This is a genomic window from Streptomyces sp. NPDC050703, assembly GCF_040654435.1.
Taxonomy (GTDB): Bacteria; Actinomycetota; Actinomycetes; order Streptomycetales; family Streptomycetaceae; genus Streptomyces.
On sequence record NZ_JBFAHX010000044.1, the window covers coordinates 22,676 to 41,605 of the forward strand.

Here is an 18,930-nt window from a genome sequence, read left to right on the forward strand (position 1 = left end):
AGCCAAGGCCCATGCGCCAGTTACCGTACGTATGTTCACCCAGTGCTTCAGCTCGACGCCCAGGGGCGCCCGCCTCGCCCGGCGGCTCGTGGCGCACCGGATGGACACCTGGGGGCACCCCTACACGGGCGAGGTCAACGAGACCCTCGCGCTGATCACGGCGGAGCTGGCGGCGAACGCGGCCCGGTACGGGCGGACGGTGCCCGCGCGGGACTTCCGCGTCCACCTGGCAGAGGCGGTGGACGGCACCGTGCGCGTCGAGGTCACCGACACGCGCGCGGAACGGCTGCCCGTGGTCGCGGGCGTGGTGGACCCCGAGGCGGAGAGGGGGCGGGGGCTGCTGCTCGTGGAGGCGCTGGCCTGCCGTTGGGGGGTGATGCCCCGCCCGGACGGCCCGGGAAAGACCGTCTGGGCGGAGCTGCGGGTCACCGGCCGGTCAGGCTGAAGGTGTACGCGAAGTCGCTCACGCGCGCGTGCAGTTCATGCTCCGGGAGCACGCCGGGTCCGCAGGACCCCGTGCCGATGCCGTGCAGGCCGCTGTCGAGGTTGACCCAGACCGTGTCGCCGGCGACGAGGTCGGGGCGGTGCGCGGCGGCGTCGAGCTGTTCCGTGGTCCAGCGGCGGACGGTGAGCCACGGCTCGTGGTCGGTGTCGATCCGGAGGCCGTCGATCTCGGCCCAGCGGATGCCGGGGCGGGCACCGTTCTCCTGCGGGCGGACGTACGGGGTCTGCATGGCGTCCACGTCCGACTCCCAGCGGCCGAGCATCGAGGCGGCGCGGGTGTCCGGGTACGCCTCGCCGGGGCCGCCGCCGAACCACCGGACGCGCCCGGCGGCCCCCGGCAGCCCGAAGCGGACGCCGAGCCGGGGGAGCGGCACCGGCCAGTCGCCGTCCGGTGCCACGGAGACGGCGAGACGGAGCTTGATCCCGTTGGACGTCCAGCGGTACGTGACGCGCAGCCCGAGGTCACTGGCCGCCGGAGCGACGCGGGTGCGTACGGTCAGGGCGTCGTCGCCCAGGTCCACGGCGTCGACGCGGTGGTGCACGCGGTCCAGGCCGATCGCGCGCCACCGGGCGGCCACCGAGGGCTCGGGGCGCCACGGCATGCCGTTGTCGTTGTCGGTCGGCGCCCGCCACACGTCCAGGCGCAGGTCCCGCACCTCCAGGCCGCCGAAGGAGAGCAGCGTGCCCCGGGAGTCGAAGGCGGCGGGGCCGAGCGTGATCCGCCGGCCGTCGCGGACCGGGGGCGTACCGCCCGGCACCGGCTGGATCATGCCCAGCTCCACGGGCAACTGCGCCCAGGCGACGACGTGTCCGCGCGCCGCCCACGCCGTGTCCTCGGCGAGCACGGCCCGTACCGTCCACTGCGTCTCGGCGTCCCTGCCGCGCGTCGGGACGGGCGGCAGTCTCACCTCGGTCTGCTCGCCGGGCCCGAGGGGCGGCACGGTCAGCACGCCCTCGGCGACGCTCACGCCGTCCACCTCGTACGACCAGGTGAAGGCGAGGTGCGAGAGGTCGGTGAAGTCGTACAGGTTGGTGATGCGGACGGTGCCCTCGCGGCCGCCGCCCTCGACGCGGACCGGCTCGATCACCTTCTTGTACTCGGTCAGGCCGGGGGAGGGCGCCCGGTCGGGCAGGACGAGCCCGTCGCAGACGAAGTTGCCGTCGTGCACCTCCTCGCCGAAGTCACCGCCGTAGGCGTATTCGTGCGCGGGGTGGGCGAGGCCGTGGTCGATCCACTCCCAGACGAAGCCGCCCTGGAGCCGCTCGTAGGTCTCGAAGAGCCGCTGGTACTCGGAGAGGCCGCCGGGGCCGTTGCCCATGGCGTGCGCGTACTCGCAGAGGACGAACGGCAGCCGGGCGCGCCTCTCGGGCCCGCCGTCCTCCCTCCTGCCGATGCTCTCGACCTCGGCGTGGTCCGCGTACATGCGGGAGTAGACGTCGGTGTCGGCGCAGGAGGGGTCGCCCTCGTAGTGGAGGAGGCGGCTGTCGTCGCGGGACCTGATCCACTCGGCCATGGCGGTCAGGCCGCGGCCCGTGCCGCACTCGTTGCCGAGCGACCACATGATGACCGAGGCGTGGTTCTTGTCGCGCTCCACCATGCGGGCGGCGCGGTCCAGGAGCGCGGGGGTCCAGCGGTCGTCGTCGACGGGGTTGGCGCGCCAGCCGAACGCGTGGAAGCCGTGGGTCTCCAGGTCGCACTCGTCGACGACCCACAGGCCCAGCTCGTCGCAGAGGTCGAGGAAGGCGGGGTGCGGCGGATAGTGGCTGGTGCGGACGGCGTTGATGTTGTGCCGCTTCATGAGCAGGACGTCGGCGCGCATCGTCTCCGCGTCCAGGGCGCGGCCGGTCTCCGGGTGGAACTCGTGGCGGTTCACGCCCCGGAGGAGCAGGGGGCGGCCGTTGACCTTGATGAGCCCGTCTTCGAGGGCGACGGTGCGGAACCCGACGCGGAGGGCGACGCGCTCGCCCCCGCCTTCCCTTCCGCCCCGGGTGGCGAGGACGGCGTCGTAGAGGCGGGGGGTCTCGGCGGTCCAGGGCTGGACGGGGACGGTGACGGACTCTCCGGTGGCGATGTCGACGCCGAGTTCGCCGAGGGTGACGCGGCCGGGGGTGCCGGAGTCGACGCGCAGGGTGCCGGTTCCGGTGCGGTGGTCGTACGTGGCGTGGACGAAGTGGTCGCCCAGCGCGCCCTCGGGGCGGTGCAGGAGGGTCACGTCGCGGAAGATGCCGGGCAGCCACCACTGGTCCTGGTCCTCCAGGTAGGACCCGGAGGACCACTGGTGGACCCGGACGGCGAGGACGTTGCCCTCGGGGCGCAGCAGCTCGCCCACGGCGAACTCGTGAGGGAGCCGGGAGCCCTTGAAGGACCCCAGCTCCGTGCCGTTGAGCCAGACGCGCGCGAAGGACTCGACGCCGTCGAAGCGGAGCGTGGCGCCGCCGGACGCGGGCCAGCCGGCGGGGAGGTCGAAGGTGCGGAGGTGGTCGCCGGTGGGGTTCGCGTCGGGGACGCGGGGCGGGTCCACGGGGAAGGGGTACAGCGTGTTGGTGTACTGCGGCGCGCCGTGCCCTTGCAGCACCCAGTGGCCGGGGACGGTGACCTCGTCCCACGCGCTGTGGTCGTAGCCGTCGCGGGCGAACCCGTCGCCGCCCTCGCCGTCCCCGCCGCCCTCGGGGCCGGCGGTGGGGGAGAGCCGGAACCGCCAGGTCCCGTTGAGGGAGAGGGAGGGGGCGTCGGATTCCGCGTACCAGGCGCGGGGCGGCAGGGTGCCGGTGCCGGGGGACAGATCTTCGTGGAGGGGGAGATCCATGCCTCCATGCAACCCTGCGGGCGCGGCTGGTCTCCATTGTTTCGGCGGGGGAGTTGATGATTCTTTCGGGCGTGGCCCTGCGGGCGCGGTCCCGGTGGGGCGAGTCGTCAGTGCATCGCCCTGCGGGCTCGTCCTCAAACGCCGGACGGGCTGAAAGGTCCCGCCGGGGCGGTGAAGATCAGCAGCGCCTCTGGTGGGAAGTAGAGGACAACCGCTCCGGCGTTTGAGGAGCGGGGCCTCTTCCACATGCGTGTCGCGTCCGTGGCCGCGTCCGTGTACGCGTCAAGATCAGTGGGGACCGTATCAATGCCGGGGCGAACGACCGTGCGGGGACCCTTGTGGCGGCTGGGGGCATCTGCTTGACTCCGGCCGCCTGAACCTACGTACGAGGCCCATTCGGGCCTGTCGTCGTCCGGCGGTGGAGGCCAGCATGGAGATCACTCGCAGACGCCTGCTGTCGGCCCTGGCGGCGGCCGGACTCCTGGCGGTGGTACCGCGGGGCCCCGCGGTGGCCGCCGCGTCCGCCGAGGGCCGCGCGCGGCTGCTCGCCAACACCGTGGACGTCTTCGCGGGCACCACCGCGTCCAACGGCCGACCGGAGACGGCGGGCAGACTGGCGGCCATCGACAGGGCCGCGCGGGCGAACCTCAAGGCCATGGACGACGCGGCCGAGGGCGAGCTCTTCGCCGGGCTCGCCCTCGGCACGGACGAGGCGAACCTCAACACCGCCTACCGCCGCCTGTACGAGATCGCCCTCGCCACCAGCGCGCCCACCCCGGGCACGACGACCGGTCTCCACGGGGACACCGCCGTGCGGCGCCGCGTCGTCGACGGCCTCGAATGGCTGCACGAGCGCTACTACGGCGACCAGACGAAGGGCTACTACGGGAACTGGTTCCACTGGGAGATCGGTCTCTCGCAGCACATCAGCAAGACGCTCGTCCTGCTGGCCGACGAAGTGCGCGCGTACCGCCCGGAGCTGGTGCGCACCTACGTCGCCTCCATGGACGCCTACCTCCGCAACGGCACCGACGGCGACGTGGACCTCGACTCGCGCTTCCACACCGGTGCCAACCTCGCCGACATCACCACCAACCGCATCCTCCAGGGCGCCCTCCTCGGAGCGGACGGCGACGCCCGTATCCGCAAGGCCCTGGTCGACCAGCTCACGGTCTTCGTCACCATCGACCCCTACCACCTCTCCCACGGGGTGACCGACGGCCACTACGCCGACGGCTCCTTCATCCAGCACGCCTCCGTCGCGTACACGGGATCGTATGGAAAGGGCCTGCTCAGCAGGGTCGTCCAGACCCTCAAGGTGCTCGAAGGGACCGGCTTCGCACACGGCGGCGAGCTGGTGCCGACCGTGTTCGGCTGGGTCAGGGACGGCTTTGCCCCGGTGATCTTCGAGGGCTGGATGATGGAGATCGTGAAGGGCAGGGCGGTCTCGCGCACGGACTCCGGCTACACCGACGTGGCGGTCGTCGCCGAGGCCGCGGTCGACCTCTCCTCGCTGGCGGACGGGGCCGCGGCGGCGGCGCTGAAGGGCTACGTCAAACACCTCCGAGCCACCTCGCGCGCCCCGCTCGACCCGGCGCGCTTCGTCTCACCCGTCAGCATCGTGCGCCACGCCGACATCGTCGCCGACGACTCCGTGGTCCCCGCCGACCTCAACCCGGCCGCACGCAGCGTCGCGTTCAACGCCATGGACAAGACCGTCCACCGCAGACCCGGCTACGCCTTCGCGCTGGCGCGCAGCTCCGACCGGATCAGCAAGTACGAGTACATGAACGGCGAGAACCTCATGCCGTGGTTCCAGGGCGAGGGCGCGCACTTCCTCTACCTCACCGGTCAGGACCAGACGCAGGCGTACGGCGTCGACTACTACACGACGGTCTCGCCGTACGGCCTCGCGGGCGTCACCGCCCCGGTCGAGCGCCGCCGCACGGTCCCCGAGGCCTACGGGAAGCCGTACTACGACAACCCGGGCCACCCCCTCCACTTCACCTCGTCCTCGGAGTCGCAGAACACGTACGTCTACTTCCCGCGCGGCACCGCCCGGCACTCCGGCGGCGCCGTCCTCGGGGCGTACGGGACCGCCGCGATGGTGCAGTCGAGCGACGTCGCCCACCGCGACAGGAAGCTGCTCCCCGACGACTTCCTGGTCTACCGAGGCGCCTCGGCCACCAAGTCGTGGTTCCTGTTCGACGACGAGATCGTGGTGCTCGCGGCGGGCGTCGGGGACGTCGAGGGCGGCGGCTCCGGGGACGGCTCCGGTGGCGGCTCCGGGGGGCGGGCCGTGACGACGACCGTCGACGCCCGCATCGCCGACCCCGGCGACCGGGTCACGCTCGCCGGGGCGCGCGCCGACGGCAGCGCGTGGAGCGGCCCCGGCACCGCCGACCTGCGCTGGCTGCGCTACGCCAACGCCACGCGGAACATCTCCGTCGGCTACGTCTTCCTCGACGCCCCGCCCGTCCGGGTCACTCTGGACCGCGTCACCCGGAGCCGCCGGACCGTGCGCACCGCCAACGCGGACACCGCCGTGACGCGGTCGGTGTTCGGCGTGACCGTGGAGGGGGCCGCCGGGGCCCGGCCCGCGCACCTCGCGTACGCCTTGCTGCCGAACGCCACGGCGGAGGAGGTGCGGGGGTACGGCGAGGGCAAGGGGGGCTCGCGGGATTCACGGGGTCCACGGGGTCCGCTCAGGGTGCTGGCCAACTCGACCCGGCTCCAGGCCGTGGCGCACAGCGGTCTCGGTCTGACGGGCGTCAACTCCTTCACCGCGGGGCGGCACGAGACGGCGGGCCTGCGGATCGACGGCCCCGCCTCGGTCCTCGTCCGCGCGAGCGAGCGCCGAGGGGGGACCACCTCCGTCGCCGTGTCCGACCCCACCATGGGCCGGGACACGGTGACGGTCCTGCTGCGCGGCCGCCGACTGCGTCAGGTCTCGGCCGACCGGGGGGTACGCGTGAGCGCGGCGCCCGGCGGGACGCGCGTCGAGGCCGACACGTACCACGCGTACGGCAGGAGCTTCACGGTGACGCTGCGGGACTGATCCGCCCTGAGCTGCGGGACCGATCCGCCCTAGGGCCGGGCGACGGTGGTGATGGCCCGCACCGGGCACGCGCGCACGGCCTCCTTGACCATCGGGTCGCCGGCACCGTCCTCGCGGCCCGGGATCACCTCGCTGAAGCCGTCGTCGTCCTGGGTGAAGACGCCGGGCGCGGTCAGCGCGCACATGCCCGCGCCCACGCACCGGTCCCGGTCGACATGGATCATGGTCATGGCGTCCTCACCAGGTCACGGGGAGTTCGAGCATCCCCTGGATCGTGTCACCCGGCTTGAAGGGGATGTCCTCGGCGGGCATCGCGAGGCGCAGGCGCGGCAGCCGCTCGAAGAGGGACCGCAGGGCGATCTCGATCTCCGCACGCGCGAGGTTCTGCCCCAGGCACTGGTGGATGCCGAACCCGAAGGCGAGGTGGTGCCGGGCGGAGCGGTGCCAGTCCAGCCGCTCCGGGGCCTCGTACGCGGCCCCGTCACGGTTGACGAGGGACGTGGAGAAGACGACGCCGTCCCCGGCACGCACGGTCTCGCCGCCGACCTCGATGTCCTCCTTGGCCACCCGCATCAGCCCGTCCGCGATGGACAGGTAGCGCAGCAGTTCCTCGACCGCGGCGGCCATCAGCGGCTCCCCCTCACCCATGCCGGCCCGCAGCTCCGCGAGCCGGTCGGGGTGCTGGAGCAGCGTGAACGTGCCGAGCGAGATCATGTTCGCCGTGGTCTCGTGCCCCGCGACGAGCAGGATCGTGGCGAGGCTGACCAGTTCGTCGCGGTCCACCGCGCCGGAGGCGAGCTGCCGGTGGATCAGCTCGTCGAGGAGTCCGTCACCGGGTTCGCGCCGCTTGCGGTCGATCAACCCGTGGAAGTAGGCGTCCAGTTCGTCGCGCGCCGCCTGGATGTCCCGCGCGCCGGGACCGCGCAGCAGCCGGCGCGACTGCTCCTCGAAGAACTCGTGGTCGGCGTAGGGCACGCCGAGCAGGGCGCAGATGACCATGGACGGTACGGGCAGCGCGAACGCGTTCACCAGCTCGGCGGGCGGCCCCTGTTCGACCATGGCGTCGAGGAGCTGGTCGACGGTCTCCTGGATGCGGGGCCGCAGGGCCGCGATCCGCTTGACCGAGAAGCTGGGGATGAGCATCCGGCGCTGGGCGTTGTGCCTGGGGTCGTCGACGCCGAGCAGGGCGACGCTCCGGTCGCGCACCTGGGCCAGGCGCTCGCTCTGCACGGGGAAGCCCTCGTGCTCGCGGTCGGTGGAGAGCCGCTGGTCGACGAGGAGTTCACGGGCCGCCGCGTGCCCGGTGACGAGCCACACCCGGCGTCCGTCGAACAGCGAGACGTGGGTGAGGGGGGCGGCTTCACGCAGGGGGGCGTAGCCGGCGGGCGGGTGGTAGGGGCAGGTGCGGTCCTGGGGGAAGGGGATGGGGTTCGCGTCGTCGACCGTGTTCTCGGGGTGGGTGTTCATGGGGTGGGTCTGGGTGGACTCCGGCATGGACATACCTCGCAAGCGCAGACGATCCCTTACCGGGCCCATTGGATGCCTGAGGCATCTATCTCGTCGACGGCAAGACCGGCCAGATCGTCCGGGGCGGGGGTTCTGTCCGGAATCGATCCCTCCGGGCGGGCGGGGACGAGCGGTCGGGTGGGCCCGGCGGTCGGGCGGCCGGGCGGTCGGGCGGACTCGGCGGCTGAATGGCCGAGCGTCCGGCGGAGGGCTCGTGCGAGGATCTACTTCCTTGACGGTGCGGTCGGTGCGGCCGGTGCGGCCGTGCGGCCGGTATGGAGGCGGTGGGGGCGTGTTCGCTATTTCCCTGGGTGACGAGGACGGCGCCGAGCTGCGCCCGCTGGAGCCGTGGCAGGCCGAGGAGTTCCTGGCGCACATGGACCGGGGCCGGGACTACATAGGCCGCTACGTCGGCCTCCCGGACGTCACCACCGACCTCGCGGCCACGCGGAAGTGGCTCCAGGTGTTCGCGGACAAGGCCGCCGCGGACACCGGCCGCCTGTACGGGATCTGGCTCGGCGAACGCCTCGTGGGAGGTGTCATGTTCCGGGTCTTCGACAGCGCGAACGGCACGTGCGAGGCGGGCTGCTGGCTGGAACCGGGTGCCTCGGGACGCGGTCTGGTCACCAGGGCCGTGCGCGTTCTCATCGACTGGGCGTTCGATGTACGCGGCATGCACCGGGTGGAGTGGCACGTGGCCTCGGAGAACCGCCCCAGCATCAACGTGGCCAAGCGCCTGGGAATGACCCGTGACGGAGTACTGCGGGGCAACGACCTCTACAAGGGCGTACGGCAGGACACGGAGATCTGGTCGGTCCTCGCGGAGGAGTGGTGAAGCGGGACGGGCGCGGGAAAGCGGCGGTGGACCGGGCGTTCGGCGAGCCGCGGCTGGCCGCGCTCTACGACCCGCTGGACCCGGACCGCGGGGACCTGATCCCGTACCTCCGCATGGCGGAGGAGTTCGGGGCGCGCAAGGTCCTCGACATCGGCTGCGGTACGGGGGTGTTCGCGCTGCTCCTCGCCGAGCGGGGGACGGAGGTCGTCGGCGTGGACCCCGCGCGGGCGTCCCTCGACGTCGCCCGGGCGAAGCCGGGCGCGGACCGCGTCCGCTGGCTGTGCGGCGACGCCACGGCGCTGCCGCCGCTCCGGGTGGACATGGCGACGATGACGGCGAACGTGGCGCAGGCGATAGCGGACCCGGGAGAGTGGCGCGCGACCCTGCGGGGCGCCCACGGGGCGCTGCGGCCCGGCGGCCACCTGGTCTTCGAGACCCGCGACCCGGCCAGGCGCGCCTGGGAGCAGTGGAACCGCGCGGCCACGCACGCGGTCACGGAGGTCACGGGCGTCGGCCAGGTCGAGCGCTGGGTCGAACTGACGGCGCTGGAGGGCCCGCTGGTCTCCTTCCGCTGGACGTACGTGTTCCTGTCCACCGGCGAGGTCCTGACCTCGGACTCGACGCTGCGGTTCCGCGAACGCGACGAGGTGGAGACGGACCTGCTCGCCACGGGGTACGCGGTGACCGACGTACGCGACGCCCCGGACCGGCCGGGGCGGGAGCTGGTGTTCGTGGCGCGGACCGCCTCGCGTGGAGAGCGTGGAGAGCGCGGAAAAACAGGTGGCGCTCCGCCTGGAGGGGTGTCTAAGCTCTGAGCTGTTCCCCGGTGGCCCGACGGCCGCCGGAGCCGACCGAGCAGATCAGGAGGTGTTGACCGATGGCTGTCGCTGCGATGGGCGTTGCCCGCATCCGCGAGTTCATCAAGTCCACCTCCTTGGCCGCCGGCTGACCGTAGCTTCTCCAGCTGCTTCTGCGCGCCGTTGAGCGCGCATACCGCCGGGGCCTTCCTGTGAAGGGTCACCCTTGTCTTCCTCGTCTTTCTCTTCCCCCTCGTCTCCCTCTCCTTCTCCCTCTCCTTCTCCCTCTCCTTCTCCCTCTTCTTCTCTCCCTGAGTTCTCGTCCGCTCCCGGCGCGTCCCCGCATCCCCTCGCCCCCTACGGCTGGGACACGGACTGGGAGGCCGAGTTCGCGCCGTACGCGGCCCAAGGGCTCATCGCCGGGCGGGTCGTCCGCGTCGACCGCGGGCAGTGCGACGTCGTCACCACCGAGGGGCCCGTGCGCGCCGACACCGAGTTCGTCACGCCGCGCGATCCGCTGAAGGTCATCTGCACGGGCGACTGGGCCGCCGTCGACCCCGACGGCGGGGACCCCCGCTACGTACGCGCGTATCTGCCGCGGCGTACGTCCTTCGTGCGCTCCACCTCGTCCAAGCGGTCCGAGGGGCAGATCCTCGCGGCCAACGTCGACCACTCCATCATCGCGGTCTCGCTCGCCGCCGAGCTCGACCTGGGCCGGATCGAGCGGTTCCTCGCGCTCGGCTGGGAGTCGGGCGGCCAGCCGGTGGTCGTCCTCACCAAGGCCGACCTCGTGCCGGACCCCGCCACGCTCGCGCACCTCGTCGAGGACGTGGAGACGGCGGCGCCCGGTGTGCAGGTGCTGCCGGTCAGCGCCACCTCTGGGGAGGGCGTGGACGTCCTCGCCGCGGTCGTCTCCGGCGGGACCTCGGTCCTGCTCGGGCAGTCGGGCGCGGGCAAGTCGACGCTCGCCAACGCGCTCGCCGGGGCGGACGTCATGGAGGTGCAGGCCATCCGTGACGTCGACGGCAAGGGGCGGCACACGACCACCACGCGGAACCTGCTGGTGCTCCCCGGGGGCGGCGTCCTCATCGACACCCCCGGGCTGCGCGGAGTCGGCCTCTGGGATGCCGAGACCGGGGTCGGGCAGGTCTTCTCCGAGATCGAGGAGCTGGGGGAGGACTGCCGCTTCCACGACTGCGCGCACATGTCGGAGCCGGGGTGCGCCGTGCTGGCGGCGCTGGCGGACGGTTCACTGCCCGAGCGGCGGCTCGCCAGCTACCGGAAGCTCATCCGGGAGAACCAGCGGATCGTCGCCAAGACCGACGCACGGGCCCGCGCGGAACTCCGGCGGGAGTGGCGGCTCCGGGGGGCCGAGGGGAGGGCGGCCGTGCAGATCAAGCGGGGGCGCTTCTAGCGGTCTCGTGGTCCCCCTCGCCTCCTGGGAGGCGAGGGGGCTGCCGGCTTGCCCCTACTCCACCTCGATGCCGAAGTCCTGGACCAGTTCCTCCAGGCCGCCCTGGTAGCCCTTGCCGCCCAGGACGAAGTCCCAGTCCCCGTTCGCCCGTCGGCGGAAGGAGCCGAGCACCAGAGCGGTCTCGCGCGGCCGCCCGTCGGAGACCTCAAGACGTCCCATCTCGGTCAGGCCGGGGTCGAGGAGGCGGATGCAGGCGTCCGTGAAACCGGAGAGGTCGGCGTCCGGGTTGGCTTCCGGGTCGACGGCGGCCACGAGGACGAACCGGTCCGCCTCAGCGGGCAACCCGTCGAACGCCACGCAGATCGCGGCCCTGTCGGGTGCGGTGGGAGGCAGGGCACGCACCGACCCGTCCGGAGTCTGGGAATTGTTGAAGAAGACGAAGTGATCATCGTCGAGGACGTGGTTCCCATTGCAGACGAGGGCGCAAACGTCCAGGGCGACGCTGCCGGCCCACGACATGCCCAGGACGTTGTAGTCGTCCGGCAACCGAGTGGCCGGCGCGGAGGATGGCGGCTCCGCGGAGGCGACACCAGCGCCCAACCGTCCGCGCAGGCCATGCCGATGGAGAAGGTCGACGAGTTCGGGGCCCGATATGAGTTCCAGCGGCTTGCCATTGGCGAAGGTGTGCGAGCCAGGCCCAAAACGCGACGTCGTCACGAGGACGCCCTTGTTCGCACCCGCGTCCTGCACGGTTCCGTAGAGGTCGCGCACAGCCGTGGGCGGCACCGTGTTGCGGTAGCGCTTCACTTGGACGACGATCTTGCCGCCACGAATCGGCGTCGGGTCCAGTGCGTCGACGTCCACCCCGCCGTCGTTGGACCGCTGCGTCGTCACGGCTTGCATGCCCATGGCCCGGAACAGATCGGCCACCAGCCCCTCGAAGGCGATCGGGTCCATCGCGAACAGGTCGGGTTCCTCGTCGCTGCCGTGGGCCACCACGCGGTTCCCGACATCCTGCGGGCGCCTGCTCGTCCGTACCGGAGTGAGCTGGTCGGGCCGGGCCGAGAGCTGGCCCCGCAGTGCGTCGGCCAGGCAGCTGCCCGCATCCACCTGTGCCAGGTGCAGATCCCGGAACGAGGAGCGTGCGGCCATCACGGTCGCGAGGAAGATATGACCCGGCCGCCCCGTCGTGGGGTCATGCGCGTCGACGAACCCGTTCAGCACCACCGATTCGAGCGCGCCCGGCTCGTCCGCCGCGAACAGCTCGTGCAGTACCAGGAGCATGCACTGGGCCAGAGCCTCCCTGTACAGGGTGCGGCGCTGGGTGACCGGGCGCGGGACCTCCTTGTCCTGGCCGACCCCGGTCATGTACCGAATCGCCTTGATCTCCGGCACGATGCCGTAACCGGGCAACTCCCAGTCGAGCACCAGTTGCCGGGCCGCGGGATCGTAGGCCGCGGCCACCTGGCGCGGGAAGTCCTCCGGCCATGCCTCGGAGGTGTAGAGGGCGGCGGAGAAGTACTCGATCACGGAATCGGGATCGTGCCGCCGCACGCCGTCGGCCAACGCGCTGACGCCCGCGTTGTGCTGGCGCACATCGGCGAGCTGGGCGTCGACCCACTGCTGGTACTCCCGGTGGTAGGCGGCGAGTTGCTGCCGGCGCCGGACCTCCGCGGCCTGGGCCACCTGCCAGTCCCGCTCGAAGCGCGCCCGCGCCTCGGCCTGGGCCTGCGCCCGGCGGGCCGCGGTCCAGCCGCTCTGCGCCTGGTAGTGGTTGAAGTCCGGCATGGGCACCGGCTGCGCCAACGGTCCGGGAGCGAAGGGCGGCACGTCCTCCATCCGCATCAGAGAGGCGGCTCTGAACGGCGGGGCGCCGCATCCGGAGGCCAGCAGACCCTGCAGCGCCGCCACCTGTGCGTCCAGCTCTTCCGTGCGCCGTAAAGCCTCTGCCTGCCGGTACTCGCGGTGGCTCTGGGCGGCTCGCCTCTGGTAGGCCCGCGCTTCCTGTTCCTGCTGTCTGAGCCGCCTGGCCTCGGCTTGTACCTGGCGCTGCTGCTGCCGTTGGATATCGGCCCAAGCGCCGGCGAAGCCGGTGGAACGACGACTCATGTGCTGCGGGCCCTCCCCAGGACGTCGGCACCCGAAAGGCGCCATGGCTGCCCCCGCAGCCAAGTGAACCAGCCCATTTTATCGAGCGACGACCGTCCCGCATATGCGCGCGCCAAGGCGGCCCGTACGGATATCCCGTACGGGGAACGGCGCCGCCGACGGTGCCCTTCGCGTGCCTTCGCCGTCCGAAAACCGCCAGCGACACCGTCACCGACACCGCACACTGGACGGTGTGATCGATGAGGAGACCAGGTACGAGGCCGTGCGGAGTCGGGACGCGCGGTTTGACGGGGCGTTCTTCTTCGCTGTCGAGACCACCGGGATCTACTGCCGGCCGAGCTGCCCCGCCGTCACGCCCAAGCGGCAGAACGTGCGCTACTACGCCACGGCCGCCGCCGCCCAGACCTCCGGGTTCCGGGCCTGCCGGCGCTGCCGGCCCGACGCCGTGCCCGGGTCCGCCGAGTGGGACGTCCGCGCCGATGTCGTCGGCCGCGCCATGCGCATGATCGGCGACGGGGTCGTCGACCGGGAGGGCGTACCCGGGCTCGCCGTCCGGCTGGGCTACAGCGCCCGGCAGGTGCAGCGGCAGCTCACCGCCGAGCTGGGCGCCGGGCCCGTCGCCCTCGCGCGGGCCCAGCGCGCCCACACCGCCCGGGTGCTGCTCCAAACCACCGATCTGCCCGTCACGGAGATCGCCTTCGCCGCCGGGTTCGCCAGCGTGCGGCAGTTCAACGACACCATCAAGGCGGTGTACGCCCTCACGCCGACCGGCCTGCGCGCCGCCGCGCCGAGGAAGGGCACCGCGCGGGCCACCCCGGCCGCCGGGATTCCGCTCCGGCTCGCCCACCGGGGCCCCTACCAGTCCGCCGCCGTCTTCGACCTGCTCGCCCACGAAGCGCTGCCGGGCGTCGAGGAGGTCGCGGGGGAGCGCGGCGGCCGTACGTACCGGCGTACTCTCCGGCTGCCCCACGGCACCGGCATCGTGGCCGTCCAGGAGGGCCGCGACGCGGGCACGCCCACCGGCGCCGTGCACCGCGGCGGCTGGCTGGACGCCCGGCTGCACCTGACCAATCTGCGGGACCTGACCACGGCCGTGCAGCGCCTGCGCCGCCTCTTCGACCTGGACGCCGACCCCTACGCCGTGGACGAACGGCTCGGCGCCGACCCCCGCCTCGCCCCGCTCGTCGCCGCCCGGCCGGGGCTGCGTTCGCCGGGCGCCGCCGACCCCGAGGAGTACGCCGTACGCGCGCTCGCCGGGCGGGAGCGGGCCGCGCGGCTCGTCGAGCGGTACGGCCAGGCCCTCGACGCCCCGTGCGGGCGGCTCACCCACCTCTTTCCCGCGCCGGACGCGCTCGCCGCCGAAGCGGGGCCGCTGGGCGCGCTGGCCTCGGCACTCGGCGACGGCAGCCTCCGCCTCGACGCTGGCGCCGACCGCGACCAGGCCGAGGCCGGCCTCGCCGCGCTGCCCGGCATGGACCCCCGTACGGCCGCGTTCATCCGCATGCGCTCGCTCGGCGACCCCGACGTGGCCCCGCCCGGCGAACCCGAACCCGTCCTCGACGCCTGGCGCCCCTGGCGCTCCTACGCGCTGCGCCACCTCAGGGCGGCTGCCGGGGCGGCGCCGGGTTGCCGCGGCGAGGCCGCCGGTGTCTCCTGGAAGTGAGTCCGCAAGTGAGTAGGGTCGATCCATCGGGTGACGGAAGCGTCCGCCATGAAAGATCCCTGGGTGTGCCCCAGCTGCGGCGGTGAGAATCGGCCGACCGCGCGTTTCTGCGGGTACTGCGGCCATCAGACCAGCCAGGCGCAGTCCGCGCGGCCTGCCGATCCGCCTCCGCAGCAGCCTCCGCCGCCTCCCCACGCGGCCCCGTACGCGGCCTCACACGCGGCCGCGCATGCCGTACCCGCCGGGCCCAGGGGCGGACCGGCCCGGCTCCCCGGGGCCGGCGACACGGTCGAGGGGCAGGTGCGCGCGCTGAGCAGCCGGACCGAGCGGCAGGGGGAATCCGACCACTCGACCGTATGGACGTTCCGCGTGGAGCGGTACGACGAGGCCGGGAATCGGATCTCCCTCGTTCCCGTCGAGATGCGGGGCTACAAGTTCGAGGGCGCTCTCCACGAGGGCGACTGGGTTCGGGCCGGTGGCCGCGTCAAGGGCGGAACGCTGCACGTGAATCGGCTGGCGAACCTCACCACCGGTGCGTCCGTGCGCGCCAAGGGCACACCGAAGCCCGTGCTGATCGTCGTCGGCGTCATCGTGCTCGCCATCGCCGTTTTCATCGCGTGGAACTTCTACAGCATCTTCTTCGCCGCCCCCGATCTTCCGTCCGACTATCCGTCCGACTTCCCCTGAGCCGAACCTTCGTCGGACGGTCCGGCATCGTCGGTCGGTCCGGCACCGTCGGGGGGCCCGGCATCGTCGGACGGTCCGGCATCATCGGATGCCCGGGTGAGCAGCTTGTCGATGATCTGCCGGGCCGAGCGCGGCAGCTCCGTGGGGTCCGCCGCGATCATCTGCTGCGCGAAGCACAGGCCGGCCCGCCGCCTGCTCTCCGCGATCCCCGCGCTCAGCTCGGGTGACGCGTCGTCAGGCGGGTACTCCATCAGCTCGTACGCCACCGCGTCGCACACCTGCCACGTGGCCTCCCGCCCGCCCTCACCCCGGTCCTCGGCGTCCGCCTCCGACCAGGACGCGTCGTAGCGCCCCGTCGCGACGACGTCGGCCGCCGCTCCCCGGTAGAGGCACGTGTGGTCGGGGCACACCGCTTCGCAGCGGGGATACGGCGGGATGTCGCAGGCGTGCCGCGCCGTCGCGAACGTACGGAACGTCTCGATCGCCGCAGCGCGGCTCCCGGCCGGCGCGAGCAGCGCGAGCCGCAGTCCTTCGGCGTAGGTGAGGGTCGCGCTGTACGTCCAGCCCGCCCGCGCGCCCTGCCGCTCCGCGTACCAGTCGGGCGCGTGCGAGGCCAGGCAGCGCAGAAGGGCCGTTTCGTCGAGCCGCGCGGGGCGGCGCGGGCGGACGGTCTGGACGAGGTCCGGCCAGGTGCGTTCGAGGCTGGTGGCGTCGGCGAGCAGGGACAGCACGACACGGGTGAACGTACGGCGCACGACGGCGGTGTCGAGCAGCGCCCGGGCGGCCTCGCATTCCCGGGCGTGGCCCACGCAGGCCGCCGTGCAGGAGGGCCTGGCCAGCCAGTACGCGTCCCATCCGCCCGCCCTGCGCCAGCCCGCCATGGTGTCGCGGACCGCGCCGTCGTCGGTCTCCCGGATCAGCCTGTCGTCCTTCGCGGGCGGAACCTGCACCAGGACGGGGGCGTCGGCGCCGTGCCCGAAGACCGCGGCCCGCCCGACTTCCAGCGGGACGAGCGCCTCGGACTGCCTCTGGTCCATGCCCATGGTGGTCGCCAGGGCGAAGCGGTCGTCGGCGGCGACCGTCCGGTGGGCGAGCTTGAGCAGGGTGTTCTTGAGGACGGACGGGTCGAGCCGGGTGGGTACCTGATCGGCGATGACGACGCCCTGACCGTACGCGCGGATCTCGGACAGCAGGTTCGAGAACGTCTCGACCGCGCCGGCCCGCGGATCGGCGGCGTTCTCGCCCCGTACCGGCCGCACCGCCCCGAGCAGGCGGTGCGCCTCCTCGACCACGAACAGATGGGTGAGTCCCGACCGCTGCCCCCGCGCCCTGCGGTGCTCCGCGAGCCGGATGAGCAGCAGGCCCATGACGAACGCCTTGTCGTCGTCGCTGCCCATCGCTTCGAGTTCCACGACGGTCGGCGCCGCGAGCAGCTCCTCCATCGGGAGGGAACGCGGTACGTCGAGCAGCGCGCCCTTGCCGCCGATGCGCAGGCTGTTGACGCGTGTGCTGAGCGCTGCCTCGACGTTGGCGGTGACTTCCGCGTCGTACCCCAGCGAACGGCTGACCGCGGGGATCTTCGTGAGGAGGTCGCTCAGGGTGGGGCAGGCGGACCAGGCCGCCGCGTCCGGGTCGAGGCGGTGGTTCGCGTCGGTCCGCAGGTCCCAGCCGCGGTCCTCGTACACCTCGTGGAGGCAGCGTTCCAGCACCTGCGGCAGCGGGACCCACATGCCGAACGCCCCCTCGAAGGCGGCGCGCAGCAGGTCGATGTGCGCGGCGACCGAGACGCCCTCGGGCACCTCGAAGGGGTTGAGCCGGAGAGGCGACACGGTCTCGCGGCCCAGGGTGAAGACGCGCAGGGCCGGACCGACGGCCGGATCGCGCAGCAGCGCGCGGTACTCCGCCTTGGCCGGCTCGACCACGAGGAACGGGACTCCTGCGGCGGCGACCTGGCGGATCAGGTGGAGGACCGAGTTGCTCTTGCCGGACCCGGTCACCCCGGCGACGAAGACGTGCCGGGCCAGCGAGGCGAGCGGCACGGTGAACGCCGTGTCGCTCGGCCGGTCCCGCTCCACGACCGCGCCGATGCCGACGCTCGGACCGGTCGACGGGGGCGGCTCCACGTCGAAGCGCGGCACGACGCGGACACCGAACCCCGCGGTCTCCAGGGCCGGGAGGCACACGTACGAGGCGAGCTGCGCGGAACTCAGCAAGGTCTGGGCGCTGTACGGGTGCTGGTAGCCGCTGGGGCCTGGCTGCTCCGGGCTGTCCGGCAGCGCCCAGCGGGTCGCCAGCCCGGCGACCGCCGGGTGCGTGATCGTGCGGACGGCTTCCGGCACCAGGGGGCCACTTGAGAAGACGGCCCGCCAGGCGCTGGTCAGCGACGCGATGTCCCGCGGGTGCTCGCCGAGGAGGTAGACGGCGGTCCGCCAGCCGCCGCGCCGCTGCGCGTCCGCGAGCGCGTCCAGGCGGCTCCGCAGCAGGGTCTGGTAGTGCTCGGCGAGCGGGCTGCGGACGCCCGCGGCCTGTACCGCGGCGGCCACCGCGCGTATCTCGTTGAGCACGCGGTTGCGGTCCGCGCCGAGTTCGTCGGCGTCGGTCGGCGCCGCGAGCACGAGCGCCGCCCAGCGTCGGCCCGTCATCGACCGTACGAGGCGGTCGACGGGCAGGGCGCCGTCGCGCGGGTCGGCGACGGGGAGGGCGGGCACGCCCAGGCCGACGGCGCCGTAGGCGAATGCCGGGGTCCCGACTTCCGCGGTGGCGATGTCCACGGCCGGATAGGAGGCGTTGAACACGGCGAGCAGCATCGCCTGCCGGGCGTCGAGCGCCGCGTCGCCGATGCCCTCCTGCGACCACGTGCCCAGACGTACGGTGACGCCCTCGCCATGGCCTTCCAGAAGGAACGCGACCGGCACACCTGCGCCGGCGAGGCCGACGAGGAGCGGCAACGTCGGCGGCTCGACCGTCGCACCGGCCTCTCGCGGGGGCGCGGGGCGCGTGGGCTGGCCGACTCCCGCGATCCGTACGGCGCGTCGGCACTCCGGCGGCCCGCTCGTCGCCATCCGACCGGGCAGCTCCGGCACGAGCCGGGCGCGCTGGAAATAGTCGACAGTGGCGGTGGTGATCGGGTCGGTGACCATGGCAAAGCCTCACGTCCAAGGTAGTCGAGGCGCGGTGAATCCGCTCGACGGCGGGGCACGCTGGGGTGCGTCGCCGCATTCGCGGACGCCGGGTTTTCGTCCTGTAATTGCTGTACGGGGCTCGGGTGGTGGCATGAGCTGGCGCGTCGTCCGGCTGAGGCTGACTGCGAAGACGGGGTGACTGAGATGACTGACCGAACCCATGAGAAGAAGAAGTCGGAGGGCAAGGGGGAGGGCGAGCAGCAGAAGAGGCCCGAGGGGAAGGGGGAGCAGCAGAAGAAGTCGGAGGGGAAGGGGGAGCAGCAGAAGTCGCCGGAGGGGAAGGGCGAGCAGCAGAAGAAGCCCGAGGGGAAGGGCGAGCAGCAGAAGAAGCCCGAGGGGAAGGGCGAGCAGCAGAAGAAGCCCGAGGG

General features: G+C 72.8%; 13 protein-coding genes and 1 pseudogene. 9 read left to right on the forward strand and 5 right to left on the reverse strand.

Annotation, left to right across the window (positions count from 1 at the left end):
* The first annotated feature begins 31 nt into the window (after window positions 1-31).
* Window positions 32-445, forward strand: a complete 414-nt coding sequence (locus AB0I16_RS29840) for an ATP-binding protein (RefSeq protein ID WP_363252728.1) — start codon at window positions 32-34, stop codon at window positions 443-445.
* Here the strand turns inward: AB0I16_RS29840 and AB0I16_RS29845 are convergent.
* Window positions 426-3,311, reverse strand: a complete 2,886-nt coding sequence (locus tag AB0I16_RS29845; protein WP_363252729.1) for a glycoside hydrolase family 2 TIM barrel-domain containing protein — start codon at window positions 3,309-3,311, stop codon at window positions 426-428. The genes AB0I16_RS29840 and AB0I16_RS29845 overlap by 20 nt on opposite strands.
* A 430-nt stretch (window positions 3,312-3,741) precedes the next feature.
* On the opposite strand from AB0I16_RS29845, the gene AB0I16_RS29850 reads away from it, so the two are divergent.
* Entirely contained in the window at window positions 3,742-6,369 is a 2,628-nt protein-coding gene (locus AB0I16_RS29850) for a polysaccharide lyase family 8 super-sandwich domain-containing protein (RefSeq protein ID WP_363252730.1), read from the forward strand.
* A 29-nt stretch (window positions 6,370-6,398) separates the two neighbouring features.
* On the opposite strand, the gene AB0I16_RS29855 is transcribed toward AB0I16_RS29850, so the two are convergent.
* Together AB0I16_RS29855 and AB0I16_RS29860 are read right to left on the reverse strand one after the other, a co-directional pair.
* Entirely contained in the window at window positions 6,399-6,599 is a 201-nt protein-coding gene (locus AB0I16_RS29855) for a ferredoxin (RefSeq protein ID WP_363252731.1), read from the reverse strand.
* 7 nt (window positions 6,600-6,606) lie between these two features.
* The gene (locus AB0I16_RS29860; protein ID WP_363252749.1) at window positions 6,607-7,836 is read right to left on the reverse strand and encodes a cytochrome P450; all 1,230 of its coding nucleotides are present in this window, start codon (window positions 7,834-7,836) and stop codon (window positions 6,607-6,609) included.
* Window positions 7,837-8,167: 331 nt separating this feature from the next.
* On the opposite strand from AB0I16_RS29860, the gene AB0I16_RS29865 reads away from it, so the two are divergent.
* The 3 genes from AB0I16_RS29865 (at window position 8,168) to rsgA (ending at window position 10,921) form a co-directional block, all read left to right on the forward strand.
* Window positions 8,168-8,710 (forward strand): GNAT family protein, encoded by a 543-nt coding sequence (locus AB0I16_RS29865; protein WP_363252733.1) that lies wholly within the window; start codon window positions 8,168-8,170, stop codon window positions 8,708-8,710.
* Window positions 8,707-9,525 carry a class I SAM-dependent methyltransferase gene (locus AB0I16_RS29870; protein WP_363252734.1) on the forward strand — a complete coding sequence of 273 codons (819 nt, stop codon included), beginning with the start codon at window positions 8,707-8,709 and terminating at the stop codon, window positions 9,523-9,525. Before AB0I16_RS29865 ends, AB0I16_RS29870 begins: the two co-directional genes overlap by 4 nt.
* 208 nt (window positions 9,526-9,733) lie before the next feature.
* Window positions 9,734-10,921, forward strand: a complete 1,188-nt coding sequence (gene rsgA / locus AB0I16_RS29875) for a ribosome small subunit-dependent GTPase A (RefSeq protein ID WP_363252735.1) — start codon at window positions 9,734-9,736, stop codon at window positions 10,919-10,921.
* Window positions 10,922-10,975: 54 nt separating this feature from the next.
* Here the strand turns inward: rsgA and AB0I16_RS29880 are convergent, their stop codons facing one another.
* The gene (locus tag AB0I16_RS29880; protein WP_363252750.1) at window positions 10,976-13,030 is read right to left on the reverse strand and encodes a restriction endonuclease; all 2,055 of its coding nucleotides are present in this window, start codon (window positions 13,028-13,030) and stop codon (window positions 10,976-10,978) included.
* 235 nt (window positions 13,031-13,265) lie between these two features.
* Between AB0I16_RS29880 and AB0I16_RS29885 the strand changes: the two genes are divergently transcribed.
* The 3 genes and pseudogenes from AB0I16_RS29885 (at window position 13,266) to AB0I16_RS29895 (ending at window position 15,380) form a co-directional block, all read left to right on the forward strand.
* Window positions 13,266-14,693, forward strand: a complete 1,428-nt coding sequence (locus AB0I16_RS29885) for an AlkA N-terminal domain-containing protein (protein WP_363252751.1) — start codon at window positions 13,266-13,268, stop codon at window positions 14,691-14,693.
* 48 nt (window positions 14,694-14,741) lie between these two features.
* Window positions 14,742-14,816, forward strand: a pseudogene (locus AB0I16_RS29890) (zinc-ribbon domain-containing protein); the annotation flags it as partial.
* Window positions 14,817-14,993: 177 nt separating this feature from the next.
* Window positions 14,994-15,380 carry a hypothetical protein gene (locus AB0I16_RS29895; RefSeq protein ID WP_363252753.1) on the forward strand — a complete coding sequence of 129 codons (387 nt, stop codon included), beginning with the start codon at window positions 14,994-14,996 and terminating at the stop codon, window positions 15,378-15,380.
* Here AB0I16_RS29895 and AB0I16_RS29900 read toward each other — a convergent pair.
* Complete coding sequence (locus AB0I16_RS29900) at window positions 15,359-18,520, reverse strand: DUF87 domain-containing protein (RefSeq protein ID WP_363252736.1); 3,162 nt, start codon at window positions 18,518-18,520, stop codon at window positions 15,359-15,361. The two genes, AB0I16_RS29895 and AB0I16_RS29900, sit on opposite strands and share 22 nt — an antisense overlap.
* A gap of 186 nt (window positions 18,521-18,706) precedes the next feature.
* Here AB0I16_RS29900 and AB0I16_RS29905 point away from each other — a divergent pair.
* On the forward strand, window positions 18,707-18,930 hold a 224-nt coding region (locus tag AB0I16_RS29905; RefSeq protein ID WP_363252737.1), incomplete at its 3' end, for a hypothetical protein.